The organism is Pseudocitrobacter sp. RIT415, assembly GCF_003057695.2.
Taxonomy (GTDB): domain Bacteria; phylum Pseudomonadota; class Gammaproteobacteria; order Enterobacterales; family Enterobacteriaceae; genus Pseudocitrobacter; species Pseudocitrobacter faecalis.
In genome coordinates this window covers 23,896-38,687 of the sequence record NZ_QBJC02000012.1, presented here as the reverse complement: position 1 = coordinate 38,687, position 14,792 = coordinate 23,896, and the positions used below count along the sequence as shown (strand labels likewise).

General features: G+C 52.9%; 17 protein-coding genes. 6 read left to right on the top strand and 11 right to left on the bottom strand.

Annotated elements, in window-relative coordinates; all coding sequences use genetic code 11:
- Positions 1-10: 10 nt before the first annotated feature.
- The 4 genes from waaO to rfaQ form a co-directional block, all read right to left on the bottom strand.
- Complete coding sequence (waaO, locus tag DBY68_RS13320; protein ID WP_108476529.1) at positions 11-1,027, bottom strand: lipopolysaccharide 3-alpha-galactosyltransferase; 1,017 nt, start codon at positions 1,025-1,027, stop codon at positions 11-13.
- A gap of 133 nt (positions 1,028-1,160) precedes the next feature.
- Positions 1,161-1,958: a lipopolysaccharide core heptose(I) kinase RfaP gene (rfaP, locus tag DBY68_RS13315; RefSeq protein ID WP_108476530.1), complete on the bottom strand. Its 798-nt coding sequence runs from the start codon at positions 1,956-1,958 to the stop codon at positions 1,161-1,163.
- Positions 1,951-3,075 (bottom strand): glycosyltransferase family 4 protein, encoded by a 1,125-nt coding sequence (locus DBY68_RS13310; RefSeq protein WP_108476531.1) that lies wholly within the window; start codon positions 3,073-3,075, stop codon positions 1,951-1,953. Before DBY68_RS13310 ends, rfaP begins: the two co-directional genes overlap by 8 nt.
- Positions 3,072-4,121, bottom strand: coding sequence for a lipopolysaccharide core heptosyltransferase RfaQ (gene rfaQ / locus DBY68_RS13305; RefSeq protein ID WP_108476532.1), 1,050 nt, complete (start codon positions 4,119-4,121; stop codon positions 3,072-3,074). The genes DBY68_RS13310 and rfaQ overlap by 4 nt, the downstream gene beginning before the upstream one ends.
- A 402-nt stretch (positions 4,122-4,523) precedes the next feature.
- On the opposite strand from rfaQ, the gene waaA reads away from it, so the two are divergent.
- Positions 4,524-5,801 (top strand): lipid IV(A) 3-deoxy-D-manno-octulosonic acid transferase, encoded by a 1,278-nt coding sequence (gene waaA / locus DBY68_RS13300; protein WP_108476533.1) that lies wholly within the window; start codon positions 4,524-4,526, stop codon positions 5,799-5,801.
- A 7-nt stretch (positions 5,802-5,808) separates the two neighbouring features.
- On the top strand, positions 5,809-6,288 hold the full coding sequence (coaD, locus tag DBY68_RS13295) for a pantetheine-phosphate adenylyltransferase (RefSeq protein WP_108476534.1): 480 nt from the start codon (positions 5,809-5,811) through the stop codon (positions 6,286-6,288).
- A 37-nt stretch (positions 6,289-6,325) separates the two neighbouring features.
- Here coaD and mutM read toward each other — a convergent pair whose 3' ends face one another.
- From mutM to radC, 4 genes are all read right to left on the bottom strand, one after another.
- Positions 6,326-7,135: a bifunctional DNA-formamidopyrimidine glycosylase/DNA-(apurinic or apyrimidinic site) lyase gene (gene mutM, locus DBY68_RS13290; RefSeq protein WP_108476535.1), complete on the bottom strand. Its 810-nt coding sequence runs from the start codon at positions 7,133-7,135 to the stop codon at positions 6,326-6,328.
- 98 nt (positions 7,136-7,233) lie between these two features.
- A complete protein-coding gene (gene rpmG, locus DBY68_RS13285; protein WP_003024094.1) occupies positions 7,234-7,401 on the bottom strand; it encodes a 50S ribosomal protein L33 in 168 nt (55 codons plus the stop codon).
- A 20-nt stretch (positions 7,402-7,421) separates the two neighbouring features.
- Positions 7,422-7,658 carry a 50S ribosomal protein L28 gene (gene rpmB, locus DBY68_RS13280; protein WP_000091955.1) on the bottom strand — a complete coding sequence of 79 codons (237 nt, stop codon included), beginning with the start codon at positions 7,656-7,658 and terminating at the stop codon, positions 7,422-7,424.
- 219 nt (positions 7,659-7,877) lie between these two features.
- On the bottom strand, positions 7,878-8,543 hold the full coding sequence (gene radC / locus DBY68_RS13275) for a DNA repair protein RadC (protein WP_108476536.1): 666 nt from the start codon (positions 8,541-8,543) through the stop codon (positions 7,878-7,880).
- A 173-nt stretch (positions 8,544-8,716) separates the two neighbouring features.
- On the opposite strand from radC, the gene coaBC reads away from it, so the two are divergent.
- From coaBC to slmA, 3 genes are all read left to right on the top strand, one after another.
- Positions 8,717-9,937, top strand: a complete 1,221-nt coding sequence (coaBC, locus tag DBY68_RS13270) for a bifunctional phosphopantothenoylcysteine decarboxylase/phosphopantothenate--cysteine ligase CoaBC (protein WP_108476561.1) — start codon at positions 8,717-8,719, stop codon at positions 9,935-9,937.
- Positions 9,915-10,373 (top strand): dUTP diphosphatase, encoded by a 459-nt coding sequence (gene dut, locus DBY68_RS13265; protein WP_015962466.1) that lies wholly within the window; start codon positions 9,915-9,917, stop codon positions 10,371-10,373. The genes coaBC and dut overlap by 23 nt, the downstream gene beginning before the upstream one ends.
- 153 nt (positions 10,374-10,526) lie before the next feature.
- The gene (gene slmA / locus DBY68_RS13260; protein ID WP_108476537.1) at positions 10,527-11,123 is read left to right on the top strand and encodes a nucleoid occlusion factor SlmA; all 597 of its coding nucleotides are present in this window, start codon (positions 10,527-10,529) and stop codon (positions 11,121-11,123) included.
- Here slmA and DBY68_RS13255 read toward each other — a convergent pair.
- The 3 genes from DBY68_RS13255 to rph all read right to left on the bottom strand — a co-directional run bounded on the left by DBY68_RS13255 (position 11,120) and on the right by rph (position 13,795).
- Positions 11,120-12,079 (bottom strand): reverse transcriptase domain-containing protein, encoded by a 960-nt coding sequence (locus DBY68_RS13255; protein WP_108476538.1) that lies wholly within the window; start codon positions 12,077-12,079, stop codon positions 11,120-11,122. The two genes, slmA and DBY68_RS13255, sit on opposite strands and share 4 nt — an antisense overlap.
- A gap of 297 nt (positions 12,080-12,376) precedes the next feature.
- Complete coding sequence (gene pyrE, locus DBY68_RS13250) at positions 12,377-13,018, bottom strand: orotate phosphoribosyltransferase (protein WP_108476539.1); 642 nt, start codon at positions 13,016-13,018, stop codon at positions 12,377-12,379.
- A gap of 60 nt (positions 13,019-13,078) precedes the next feature.
- Positions 13,079-13,795 (bottom strand): ribonuclease PH, encoded by a 717-nt coding sequence (gene rph / locus DBY68_RS13245; protein WP_015962461.1) that lies wholly within the window; start codon positions 13,793-13,795, stop codon positions 13,079-13,081.
- A gap of 125 nt (positions 13,796-13,920) precedes the next feature.
- On the opposite strand from rph, the gene DBY68_RS13240 reads away from it, so the two are divergent.
- Positions 13,921-14,784: a YicC/YloC family endoribonuclease gene (locus tag DBY68_RS13240; protein WP_108476540.1), complete on the top strand. Its 864-nt coding sequence runs from the start codon at positions 13,921-13,923 to the stop codon at positions 14,782-14,784.
- Positions 14,785-14,792 lie beyond the last annotated feature (8 nt).

The following is a 14,792-nucleotide window of genomic DNA, read 5'->3' as shown; positions in this document are numbered from 1 at the left end:
TATATATATTTTATTTTGTGATTTTCTTTTTAAAATAAAGAACGTAACTCAAAATACCTTTAATAAATTGCTTCTGATGCAGCTGATGCTTGGCACAGTATCGGTATTGAGCCGCCGTTTTAGGCGTCAATAGTGCATCATCCTGCCATGGTGAATGTTTTTTGGCATTCAGGAAGCAGGCTGAAACCGGGTAATCTCCCCAGAGGTGCCACGGTTTCGTTGGGCCGATGTAATGGATAAACACAGTCTTATCATTCACCGGCCTGACAACGGATTTCTTCAGTTCATAGTTGAGACTGTACTGGGTATTAAACTTCGGATCGATAAAGCGCGCTTTTCCCACCAACAGCATGTTCAGGACATCCTGATCAAGGTGCGTTATCTTGCGGGTAACTTCCGGGTCGCGCAGCATTTCAATGGCTTTCTTCGAAATATCTTCGGTATTCCATGCGGGGATATTAATGAGCAGGAAACCGGCATTGAAGTAACCCTCTGCCAGGCCCGGTGTCGACAGCGTTTCCGCGCGTTTTGTCCACCATGCGGTATTGCCTTCCATCACCACTGCCGCAATCTCATTATCGGTAAAGCGAAGATCAATGAGTTCCTGAACGCTTCCTTTACAGCCGATATCCGCATCCAGATAAAGCACTTTATCGCTTTTACCTGCAAAATAATCGGCGATGATGAAACGGAAGTACGTCGCGTAACTCCAGTTTTTAGTGCTGGGTAAGGACTTAAGCGTATCGCAATTCACCAGATAGATAACAATACGAGCCTGATACTGTTTCGCAAGCGCGGCAAATTTCTCTCGCACGCTGTCGGTCAGAAAATCAGTAAAAACGTGGAACGCCAGGCGATTATTGCGATTAGCAAACAGGATCGATGCTATTGAAATACCGCAGCCGTACAGGAAATTCTTATCAATCCCGTAAGCGATATCGAACGCGCCACTCTCTGAATCAGGCAGATAATTGTAGTCATTGACTGAGAGAATGACGTCTCTCTCATCAAAGTAAGTCTGGTTCATTAATCACTCTTTCTCATCAATACGATGAATCAACGTTTCGCAATAGTGTTATCTGGCTTTTCACTAACCGTCAGGCATGCAGAAAAATCGTAGGCTAGTTCTTCGTCTTGCGAAACAAATAAATAACTCAGGGCTACAGATGCTTTCTTAAAGTCCGCTCTCTGATACGTTCGGCTTTTGCTGCTGCCTGAACCATCAGATTTTTCTCGTCATGCAGAATATCCCGCAGCGGCTTCGCAAAATAAACCTTCAAAAAGCGGAAGATATCTCGCTGGGTCAATCCAATGTTCATCGATGAAAAATAGAGCCCAATCAGGTCTTTATCACGCCAGCGCAACGGTACCTGACTGCGCATTTGCGCGCGATGCAGGTCGATAACCGAAATCTTCAGATTCTCTTCATTGCCATCAAACGGCAGATGTAGCAGAAAGTGACAGATATAACAGTCGCGATGGTTAATCCCCGCGAGGTGCATCTTTCTTACCATTGTCGCGACACGGTTGATGATCATCCGTTTTACGCGCGGCTGCGGCGGATTGTTGACCCAATCTGCACAGTAATCTTCCAGACTGATCGTCGGGGTCAGATCTTCGGTGATGATAAACGACACTTTGCGCACAGGGTTCAGACCTTTTTCGCCGTAACCCACGCCGCACATAGTATCTACGCCGACATCGCGCAATTTATGGATCGCGTTCCACTCTCTGTCTGCACCGAGCACCGGCATACGCAGCGAAAGCAGATTTTTCACCACTTCTTTCATCGCGGTGCCGCGGTGCCACTTCAGGAAGTAGCTTTTCCCGGCCAGTTCAAAACGCAGCGTACGACGCGTTTCCAGCTCTCTGAAAACTTCCCCCTGCAGCTTTTTCACCTCTTCAAACGGATCTTTTCCGCGCCAGAGGGTCGCAAGAGGTTCTTTCAACTCAACCATGGACATCACCAATTATGATATCAGCCGCCTTCTCAGGCAGGCTGTAGAGATCCTGCGTATCCGCGTAATGGCGGGCATTTTCAGCCCACGCCTGACGGAGTTGCGGATTCGTCAATGCATTACGTAGCGCATCATTAAGCGCCGACTGCTTCCAGGGCTCGCCCAGTACCTCGCCGCAGTTTGCCGCCGCGATGTAGTGCGCATAGCCGCAAACTTCACTTACCAACACCGGCAGGCCGCCGGTAATCGCTTCGAGCAGCACGATCCCGGCAGCTTCCTGATAAGCTGGATGCAGTAACACATCGGCGGCGGCCATCAGTTCAGAGACGTCATTACGCCCCGAGAAAAAGTGGACGTTCTCACGCACGCCACGCTTCGTGGCCAGCGCTTCAAATCGACCGGGTTTATCCTGCCCGACCACATAAAGCGTGGTTTTGCAGCGAAGGGCATCCGGTAGCGCCGCCAGTGCTTCAATCGAGCGATCCACACCTTTTCGGCTGAAATCGGAACCGACCTGAAGCAACAAGAAATCGTGTTCACCAATGCCGTTTTTCGCGCGATACACTGTGCGAGCATCAGGAATTTGCTGACTATATTTGCGATCCGGGTAAATCCCCGGCGGCAAAATATGGAAGCGCTCAGGCTCGGTTTGATAATGCTTCTGGAAATCGGCGATCTGCTTATTCGTCAGCATCAGTAACTGTGTGGATTTGCCTTTCTCAAACGTAGCGCGTTCAAACGCCGCGTAGTGACGATAACGAGCGGTCAGACGATAGAAAAAACCTTTCTCCTGCGCCACTTTCTCGGCATAACAAACGTCGGCGGCGTAATAAACATCCAGACCCGGCATTTTATTGAAACCAATAATACGATCCGCAGGATGCGCTTTCAGATGCGCCTGCACCCACGCGTAATACTCGGCGTTACGCCCGTGATTGGTTCGCGATTTCACCGGAACGGTAATCAATTCAAACTCAGCCGGGCAGTCTCCCTGCCAGGATTGCGTATAAACGCGAACGTGGTGGCCGCGCGCCGCAACGGTTTGGGCGATGCGCAAAAAATCGCGCTGCAGGCCACCGAACGGAAAATATTTATAGAGACAGAAGGCGACAATCATAGCGCCTCTCCCGGCGGCAACATTTTCTCCGTTGCCGCAATCACATCGGCGGCAGGAATAACGGACATGTACTTTTTATTGCGATCGAGCTGCGAGCGCGGCGGCATCGCCTGATAATTCCCGGCCCAGAACTGAATAATATTTTCCGTCCAGGGGCGCCAGAAAACATGGTCGGTCGCGCCAAACAGACAAATCACCGGCGTTTTTACCGCAGCGGCAATGTGACCGGGTGCCGAATCGACGCCAATAAACAGTACGGCGTGGTCGATTAACGCGCCCAGTTCAGGAAAGCGCGTTTTTCCCGCAAGCCCCGTCACCGGGCGAGATTTACACTGCGCGGCGATATCTTCCACACAAGCGAGATCCTCCGCGCTGGGCCCGGAGGTCAGCACGACCTGATAACCACGCTGCTGGAGCGAATCGATGACCTGCGCGAATTTATCGTTATCCCAGCACTTGAACGGTTGGCGTGCGGTCGGTTGAATAACGACATAGTTGTCACCCACGCCGAAAGCATCCAGTTGCTGCCGCATACGCTCCCAATGTTCTGGCGCGTAGGGCATGGATGTTTCCTGACAGATTTGAGTTAACCCCAGCGGCGCCAGCGCAGAGAGATTGCGTAGCACGCAGTGTTCGCCCTGAAACGGCGCAAGGTGGGTAAAACTTTTTTTCCAGAATGCCGACTGGCGATGGGCAAAATCCTGTGAGATTTTGACTTTAGCGTTCAACAAACGCACCAGCACCGCAATCATCCATTGATCGGTCAGATTGACAATCAGGTCATACTGATTCGCCCGCAGGGTTTTCACCAATCCGTAAAAATTCGCTATTTTCGCGGTTGCCGCTGTGCCTTTATTACTGATGCCATATAACGCATTGATTTGCGGATTTTCCGAAATAATGGGGATCGTATCCTGATACAGCAGCATATCGATTTTCGCATCAGGGTAATTACGTTTCAGCGTGCTGATAACTGGCGTAGTCAGCAACATATCCCCATGAAAACGCATTTTAATAACCAGAATTCGGGTGAACGTTTTTTCCACAAGCGGCTCTTTATGATGATAATAACCAGTCGAAATTGAAAAAAAGGCACGCTACCGCCCCAGGCTCACAGTTACCTGAATACTGACGTCGTGCTCTAATTGCGGCTTAGTGTATCACTTATTCCTAAGCAAACCGAATTGAATATTTTTTAACCTCAATTAAGTATATTCTTTTTTAAAACAATGAGTAATATGCTTACGCAACGGGTTTACTTTAAGAGTAAGACCGTTGAGCCACGCCTCAACAACCTCAATTAATCATATAAAAAAGCAAATATAGTTTAACGTTTAATGGTGCAAAGCCCTTTTTCCCGCTAAATCAGCTCAAATCGGCAAAAATGATGGTAAAGGTTGGGCTAAATACTTAGAATCCTCAGCACATTCCTAAGCCAGCTGCGTACTATGCTCCAATTGCTCTACACATCTCTCCTCTACCTTATTCAGCCTTTGATCTGGATACGGCTTTGGGTGCGTGGACGTAAAGCGCCGGCATATCGCAAACGCTGGGGTGAGCGCTACGGTTTTTATCATAAGCCACTGATGCCGGGCGGCATTATGCTGCACTCGGTTTCCGTCGGTGAAACTCTGGCGGCCATTCCGCTGGTGCGCGCGCTCCGCCATCGCTATCCCGACCTGCCGATTACTGTGACCACCATGACGCCCACAGGCTCTGAGCGCGTCCTTTCCGCCTTCGGCAGTGACGTACAGCACGTCTATCTTCCTTACGATCTCCCGGACGCCATCAGTCGTTTTCTCGATAAAGTCGACCCCAAGCTGGTGCTGATTATGGAGACCGAGCTGTGGCCGAACCTTATTGCCGCGCTGCATAAACGTAAAATCCCGCTGGTGATTGCTAACGCACGTCTTTCTGCGCGCTCCGCAGCGGGTTATGCCAAGCTCGGCAAGTTTGTACAGACGCTGCTACGCCGCATCACGCTAATTGCCGCGCAAAACGAAGAAGACGGTGAACGGTTTATCGCGCTGGGTGCGAAACGCAATCAACTCTCCGTTACCGGTAGCCTGAAATTTGATATCTCCGTCACGCCACAACTGGCGACAAAGGCTATTACCCTGCGCCGCCAGTGGGCGCCGCATCGCCCGGTATGGATTGCCACCAGTACGCACGAAGGCGAAGAGAGCATCATGCTGGAAACACATCAGCAGTTGCTAAAAACCTTCCCCGACCTGCTGTTGATTCTGGTCCCGCGCCATCCGGAACGTTTCCCGGACACCATCAATCTGGTACGCCAGGCAGGTTTAAGCTTTATTACTCGCTCCTCTGGTGAAGTTCCCTCGGCGGGCACCCAGGTTGTCGTGGGCGACACAATGGGCGAACTGATGCTGCTTTACGGTATTGCGGATCTCGCTTTTGTGGGCGGTTCGCTGGTTGAGCGTGGTGGTCATAACCCGCTGGAAGCGGCGGCGCACGCCATTCCGGTGCTTATGGGGCCGCATACTTTCAACTTTAAAGACATCTGCGCGCGTCTCGATCAGGCCAGCGGCCTGATTACGGTGACCGACGCTGCGTCGCTGGCGAAAGAGATCTCCTCTTTACTGACCGACGAAGATTATCGTAACTTCTACGGTCGACACGCAGTTGAAGTGCTCTATCAAAACCAGGGCGCGCTACAGCGCATGCTGCAACTGCTGGAACCTTATCTGCCACCCAGAGCGCACTGAGGCTGTCATGCAAAAACGGGCGATTTATCCAGGCACGTTCGATCCCATTACTAACGGACATATCGATATCATTACCCGCGCGAGCAAAATGTTCGATCGGGTGATTCTGGCGATTGCCGCCAGCCCCAGCAAGAAACCGATGTTTGATCTCAATGAACGCGTCGCGCTGGCCCAGCAGGCGATTGCGCATCTGGATAACGTGGAAGTTGTCGGTTTTAGCGATTTAATGGCCAACTTTGCGCGCGATAGGCAGGCCACTATTTTGATTCGCGGCCTGCGCGCGGTGGCCGATTTCGAATATGAAATGCAGCTGGCGCACATGAACCGTCACCTGATGCCGGAGCTGGAAAGCGTTTTCCTGATGCCGTCAAAAGAGTGGTCGTTTATCTCCTCTTCTTTAGTCAAAGAGGTAGCGCGCCATCAGGGTGATGTCACCGACTTTTTGCCGCCTAACGTCCATCAGGCGTTAATGGAAAAGCTCAAATAGGGGTTTGCCGGATGGCGTCATCCGGCTCGCAGCCCGCTCATTTCTGACACTGACGACAATAGAACGTCGCGCGCTGCGCGTGTTTGGTGGCAATAATCGGCGTACCACACACCCGGCAAGGCTCGCCCTTGCGACCGTACACCTGTAGCTCCTGGGCAAAGTAGCCCGGCTTACCGTCGCTTTGCAGGAAGTCTTTCAGCGTCGTTCCACCCTGCTCAATAGAGCGCAGCAAGACCGCCTTAATGGTACTTACCAGCAGCGCGCACTCCTGCGGCGACAGCGAGGACGCGAGTCGATCAGGATGAATCCCCGCCGCAAACAGCGATTCACTGGCATAAATATTCCCAACCCCAACGACCAGCTTGTTATCCATCAGCCAAGGCTTAATCGCTGTTTTCTTTTTCGCGCACTTCTGTTGCAGATACTCTGCGCTGAATTCGTCACTCAGCGGCTCAGGGCCGAGATGCGCCAGCACATTGTGACCTTCCAGCTCTTTGGCCCACAGCCAGGCACCAAAACGACGCGGGTCCGTATATCGCAGCACTTTGCCGTTACTCATCACCAGATCGACGTGGTCGTGCTTTTCTGCCGGAAGTTCTTCCGTCAATATGCGCAGACTTCCCGACATGCCAAGGTGGATGATAATCCAGCCATCCGGCAGCTCCAGCAGCAGATATTTGGCGCGACGTTGAACGCTGAGGACGGGTTTGTCGCTCAGGCGGTGAATTTCATCGGAGACGGGCCAGCGCAGGCGTCCGTTGCGGATGATCGCATACTGGATGGTGGCGCCAACCAGATGCGGTTCAATGCCGCGGCGGCTGGTTTCAACTTCGGGTAATTCAGGCATAACGTCTCCGACTGTTTAACTGATGTCTTCAATATGGGGACGGCCAGAAAACAAAAAACCCCGCCGGAGCGAGGTTTTTCGTGACATCGAATCTAAAATTATTTGATTTTAGCTTCTTTGTACAGAACGTGCTGACGGACAACTGGATCGAATTTTTTCAGTTCCAGTTTTTCCGGCTTAGTACGTTTGTTCTTCGTAGTGGTATAGAAGTGACCAGTACCAGCAGAAGAAACCAGCTTGATTTTCTCACGAATACCTTTAGCCATGATTTATTTCCTCTAAGTACTTAGTACTTTTCGCCACGGGCACGCAGTTCAGCCAGAACTGTATCGATGCCTTTTTTATCGATTACACGCATACCTTTAGCAGATACGCGCAGGGTGACAAAACGCTTCTCGCTCTCAACCCAGAAACGGTGAGAGTGCAGGTTCGGCAGGAAACGGCGTTTAGTCGCGTTCAGTGCGTGGGAACGGTTGTTACCGGTCACCGGACGCTTGCCAGTAACTTGGCAGACTCGGGACATGTCTATTCTCCAAAAATCAAATTAGCTCGAGCTTCGTATGGGGTATCGGCGCCTCGTCAGGCTTTACAGCCCGGTCATCGCATAGTTCTAAGTGAACTCTCGATTGCCAGGCCCAAATGCCAAACCCGAGATTCTCAAAGGTGGCGTAGTATACGCTGACCCGGCGTTATGCTCAAGTCCCGAACAGACAAAGATCCCGGTGGATCGCGTAATTATCGGCTAAATCCAGCCGCGTTCGGCAAAAGAGACATACTCACCTCGCCCAATAACAAGGTGGTCAAGGACGCGTATATCCATGAATTGGCATGATTTTACCACCCTTTCAGTGATAAGTCTGTCTGATTTACTGGGTTCAGCACTGCCTGAAGGATGATTATGCGCCAGGATCACCGCGGCCGCGTTCACTTTGATGGCTTCTCGTACAATTTCGCGCGGATGCACCTCCACGTGACTGAGTGTGCCGGCAAAAAGCCGGCTGTGTTTGAGCACCCTGTTCTGGTTATCGAGAAAGATCACGATAAAGATCTCGCGCATTTCATCACTGAGCTGACTTTGCAAAAATTCACGGGTCATCTCCGGGCTGAGTAACGCATTCTTCGCCAGTACCCGCAGGCTGAAATAGCGCCGCGCCAGCTCGGCAATACCTTTTAGCTGCGCGCACTTCGCCAGCCCCATGCCATATTGCTCGGTGATGTCTTGCTCTGAAGCCGAAAGCAGCCCATACAGCGAGCCGAAGTGATGCAGTAAATCACGCGACCAGGTCATGACGTCTTTGTCCCGCGTGCCGGTGCGCAAAAACAGCGCTAACAATTCCACATCTGACAGCGATTCGATGCCCATTTTCTGCATTTTTTCGCGCGGCATCAGCGCATCTGAGCTATCCATAACGGCTCCTCCCTGACAATATTCGCCATCCTGCCACAGCAATGCACGACCTGCGCGGGTCACTTTTTACTCTTGCGTAGCCCCTCGCAAAGTGGATACTCCCTAACCGCACGACCCCGAAAATATTGTGATAAAATCCCACTTTCAGATGAACTCGACAGGAAAGAATCATGATGAGCCTGGCCGGAAAAAAAATTGTTCTCGGCGTGAGCGGCGGTATCGCGGCCTATAAAGCCCCCGAACTGGTGCGCCGTCTGCGCGACCGTGGTGCCGAGGTGCGCGTTGCCATGACCGAGGCGGCGAAAGCTTTCATCACCCCGCTGAGCCTGCAAGCCGTCTCCGGATATCCGGTTTCCGACAGCCTCCTCGACCCGGCGGCAGAAGCAGCAATGGGCCACATTGAGCTGGGTAAGTGGGCGGATCTCGTGATTCTCGCCCCTGCCACGGCAGACCTCATCGCTCGCGTAGCGGCCGGTATGGCTAACGATTTGGTATCCACCATTTGCCTGGCGACGCCATCGCCGGTTGCCGTGGTGCCTGCGATGAATCAGCAGATGTATCGTGCGGCGGCCACGCAGCATAATCTGTCAGTGCTGGCCTCTCGCGACCTGCTTATCTGGGGCCCGGATAGCGGAAGCCAGGCCTGCGGCGATATCGGGCCGGGCCGCATGCTCGACCCGTTAACCATCGTTGATATGGCTGCGGCGCATTTCTCGCCTGTCAAAGATCTGCAACATCTGAACATCATGATTACGGCTGGCCCCACCCGCGAGCCGTTAGATCCCGTTCGCTATATCAGCAATCACAGCTCCGGCAAGATGGGCTTTGCGATTGCTGAGGCTGCCGCACAACGCGGGGCAAATGTCACCCTGGTGAGCGGCCCGGTGTCGCTTGCGACGCCTGCCTTCGTGCAACGCATTGACGTAACCACGGCGCAAGAGATGGACGCCGCCGTGCAGGCTGGCGCGCAAAAACAGCATATTTTCATTGGCTGTGCCGCCGTCGCAGATTATCGAGCCGCCATCATTGCCGATGAAAAAATTAAAAAGCAGGACACGCAGGGCGATGAATTCATTATCAAAATGGTGAAAAACCCGGACATCGTGGCAGGCGTTGCAGCGCTGAAAACGCACCGCCCTTATGTCGTCGGATTTGCCGCCGAAACGAATAATGTGGAAGAATATGCGCGGCAAAAACGCGCCCGCAAAAACCTCGATCTGATCTGCGCTAACGATGTATCACAGGCAAATCAAGGCTTTAATAGCGATAACAATGCATTACACCTTTTCTGGCAGGACGGCGATAAACGCTTACCGTTAAGCAGCAAAGCGCTGCTGGGCCAACTTTTACTGAACGAGATCGTTACCCGTTATGATGAAAAAAATCGACGTTAAGATTCTGGACCCGCGTATTGGTCAGGAATTCCCGCTGCCAACTTATGCAACACCTGGCTCTGCCGGGCTTGATCTGCGCGCCTGCCTTGATAGCGCAATCGTGCTGGAACCGGGCCAAACCACGCTGCTGCCGACCGGTCTGGCGATTCACATCGCTGATCCCTCTCTGGCGGCGATGATGCTGCCGCGCTCGGGTCTGGGCCACAAACACGGTATCGTTCTGGGCAACCTGGTCGGCCTTATTGATTCTGATTATCAGGGACAACTGATGGTTTCTATCTGGAACCGTGGGCAAACCACCTTCACCATCGAACCGGGTGAACGTGTCGCACAAATGATTATTGTGCCGGTCGTACAGGCCGAGTTTAATCTGGTTGAAGATTTCGATGCCACCGAACGTGGCGAAGGCGGCTTCGGCCACTCCGGGCGTCAGTAACCGGTTCTGTCTCTGCCCGGCTTGATGCGGGGCGGAGACATTTGAACGCATCCCACAGCGTCATAATGCAATAACATCACTGCAAATTTGGATTTGCGGTCACTGTGTGGATGTCTGCCTGACGAGCATTTATTTTCAGGGGTATTTTAGAACATGGCAGAAAAGCAAACTGCGAAACGGAATCGTCGCGAAGAAATACTTCAATCTCTGGCGCTGATGCTTGAATCCAGTGATGGTAGCCAACGCATTACTACGGCAAAGCTGGCGGCTTCTGTGGGCGTTTCCGAAGCCGCGCTCTATCGTCACTTTCCCAGCAAAACACGCATGTTCGATAGCCTTATCGAGTTTATCGAAGATAGCCTGATTACCCGCATCAACCTGATTTTAAAAGATGAAAAGGACACTACCGCGCGTCTGCGCCTGATTGTTCTGCTTATTCTCGGGTTTGGTGAACGTAATCCGGGCCTGACGCGTATTCTTACCGGTCACGCGCTAATGTTCGAACAGGATCGCCTGCAGGGGCGTATCAACCAGCTTTTCGAACGCATTGAAGCCCAGCTGCGCCAGGTACTGCGCGAGCGGAAAATGCGTGAAGGTGAAGGCTACGAGACGGATGAAACCCTGCTGGCAAGTCAGCTGCTCGCCTTCTGTGAAGGAATGCTCTCTCGTTTTGTCCGCAGCGAATTCAAATATCGCCCTACCGACGATTTTGACGCCCGCTGGCCGCTCATGGCCACGCAGCTTCGCTAACGTGTTTCAGGCAGAGCAATCTGCCTTATCATTTGCTGCACGTCACGCAGCGCCCTCCTGAATGCCCGGTCATCCGGGTTAACCTGTAGCAGCCAGGCGATTTTCCCCTGCAAACGCTGAAGGTAACACAGCGCCGATTCTGTTGATTTTCCGCTGTGACTCAGATGGGCCGCAACGCCAAATTTCAGACAGTAATGCACTTCCTGGCGCAACAATCGGCGTTGTTCCCGGGAAATGTGCAGCTTTTCGTTCACCACGATCCCCGTTACCGTCTGTTGTTTATATGCTGGTATCAATGCAGTTTTGCGTTTATTCAGCCGCAGCCCCAGTTCAGCCAGCAGCGCCGCCGCTTTATTACGCACCTGCCGGGCGGAAAATTCGCCGGAAAAAGTCATATCGTCGCAATAGCGGGTATAAACAATATGCCGCTCCTGACACCAGCGGCCCATCCGTTCATCAAAACGCCGCATGACCAGGTTAGAAATCGCCGGCGAGGTGGCCGCCCCCTGCGGTAACGCATCGCGATAACAACAAAGGTGGGTCAGCATCGTCACCACAGCGTTGGGTAGTGTGGTCTGGCGGAAAACCCGCCACACCAGTAACCCACTGATATTTTCAAAAAAGCCTTCAATGTCGAGCTTCAGAATCTGCGATTGAGAAAGGTGAGGCCGCGCGTTGTGAACCACGGTACTACCAGAGCGATAGGCCGTTGCAAAGGGTGAAACAGGGAAATGAGAGAGGACGTTCCTGAGGATATTGCGCTGCACCGTTTTCAACAAATAATCAGGCGCCAGGATCTGTCGCTCACCGCCGTCGCGCTTTGACAACACGATAGTCCGGTAATGCTTCGATGTGCTGTTGCTGAGTGCATACAGCCGGCGTATCTCTTCGTTCGCGCTCCAGCCCGGAGAGCTAAATAAGTCCAGCGCCAGAAGGCAAACCCGGGTCGCATCCATTCAACGCTCCACATCGCTGAGAAAAGTGGGTGCCAACAGCGGCGATACTCGAAAACCATCCCGAAGGCGTGGAAATGTACTTCGCGCGACAGCGCGCGCACGTGAAACGTGCCGAGGTACAATGGAACGACTTTGGGTATATGAGTGAACTGCGGGCGTGAAGTCGGCGACTCGCCGACCCTTCTGGATAACTCCAGAAACGCTATCGCCACTGCTGACACAGAAAGCATAACATGGGCATGACGGGGAAAACTATTCGGCATATCACGCTGCGGGCGGAACCCGCAGCGTAATGAATCAGACGCCGTAAGCTTCGCGATAGGCGCGAACGGCGGCAAGATGCTCCGCCATTTCAGGTTTTTCTTCCAGATAGGCAATCAGGTCTTTCAGGGTGATGATGGAGATAACTTTGCAACCGTAGTCGCGCTCCACTTCCTGAATCGCAGAAATCTCGCCACGGCCACGCTCCTGACGATCGAGAGAGATCAGTACGCCAGCCAGTGTCGCGCCGTTAGCCTGGATGATTTCCATTGATTCGCGGATCGCCGTGCCTGCGGTGATCACATCATCTACCAGCATCACGCGACCCTGTAGTGGGCTACCCACCAGGCTACCACCCTCACCGTGGTCTTTCGCTTCTTTACGATTGAAGCAGTACGGTAGATCGCGATCATGATGCTCCGCCAGCGCGACCGCAGTGGTGGTGGCAATCGGAATACCCTTGTAGGCCGGGCCAAACAGCAGGTCGAACTCGATCGCGGAATCGACCAGCGCTTCGGCGTAGAAGCGGCCTAACAACGCCAGATCGCGCCCGGTATTAAACAGCCCGGCGTTGAAGAAATAGGGGCTCTTGCGCCCGGATTTCAGCGTAAATTCGCCAAACTTCAGTACCTGCTTGCTAAGCGCAAATTCAATAAACTGGCGCTGATACGGTTTCATGGATTCGCTCCTTACTTTTCTACGGACAAAAAAAAGGCGACTCATCAGTCGCCTTAAAAATCAGTTTTCCAACGCCGCCTTCTGCGTCGCTACAATGGATTCGATACCCCCTCGGGCCAACGCCAGCAAGGTGAGTAGCTCTTCGTGGCTGAACGGCTCGCCTTCTGCGGTGCCCTGCACCTCAATCATGCGGCCATCTTCCATCATCACCACGTTCATGTCGGTTTCTGCCGCCGAATCTTCAACGTACTCGAGGTCACAACGCGCTTCACCATCGACAATGCCAACGGAAACCGCGGCCACCATACCTTTCATTGGGTTGGTTTTCAGTTTGCCGGCAGCAACCAGTTTGTTCAGCGCATCGGCCAATGCCACGCAGGCACCGGTGATAGATGCAGTACGGGTGCCGCCATCGGCCTGAATCACGTCACAGTCGAGAGTGATGGTGAACTCGCCCAGCGCTTTCAGATCAACCGCCGCGCGCAGCGCACGTGCAATCAGGCGCTGAATTTCCATGGTACGACCGCCCTGCTTGCCCTTCGCCGCTTCGCGTGCGTTACGGGTGTGGGTGGCGCGGGGTAACATGCCATATTCTGCGGTGATCCAACCCTGGCCCTGACCTTTCAGAAAACGTGGCACGCTCTCTTCTACAGAGGCAGTGCACAGGACTTTGGTTTCACCGAATTCGACGAGCACGGAGCCTTCAGCGTGTTTTGTATAATTACGGGTCAGGGTGACGGGACGCACCTGGTTAGCGCTACGGCCTGCTGGACGCATGATAAAATCTCCGGCTTGAAACGAATGTGGCTGCGCATTATACGGACTTCCGGCGGTTATTCCTATCCTGGCAGGTGAGGGATAGCTATAATCCCTCCATCACTCCTTTAAAAACAGGAACGTCTATGATCCGCAGTATGACCGCCTACGCCCGCCATGAAATCAAGGGCCAATGGGGCAGTGCCTCCTGGGAACTGCGCTCAGTGAACCAGCGTTATCTCGAAACCTATTTCCGTCTGCCTGAGCAGTTCCGCAGCCTGGAGCCGGTAGTCCGCGAGCGTCTGCGCACGCGTCTGACGCGCGGTAAAGTCGAATGCACCCTGCGTTTTGAGCCTGACGCCAGCGCACAGGGCGAGCTGATCCTCAACGAGAAACTGGCTAAACAGCTGGTTAACGCGGCAAACTGGGTCAAAATGCAGAGCGACGAAGGCGAGATTAATCCGGTCGATATTCTGCGCTGGCCGGGCGTGATGGCAGCACAGGAACAGGATCTGGACGCCATTACCACTGAAATTCTTTCGGCGCTGGATAAAGCCCTGGATGCCTTCATCATCGCCCGCGAAACAGAAGGTCAGGCGCTGAAAGCATTGATCGAACAACGCCTGGAAGGCGTCAGCAATGAAGTCACCAAAGTGCGTGCACATATGCCGGAAATTCTGCAATGGCAGCGTGAACGCCTGGTCGCCAAACTGGAAGATGCCGAAGTTCAGCTGGAAAATAACCGCCTTGAGCAAGAACTGGTGCTGATGGCGCAGCGTATTGATGTCGCCGAAGAGCTCGACCGTCTGGAAGCGCACGTTAAAGAAACCTATAACATCCTGAAGAAGAAAGAGGCCGTTGGTCGTCGTCTCGACTTTATGATGCAGGAATTTAACCGCGAGTCGAATACCCTGGCGTCGAAATCCATTAATGCCGATGTGACAAATTCTGCTATCGAACTTAAAGTTTTGATTGAGCAGATGCGCGAACAGATCCAGAACATCGAGTAATCGGTTCT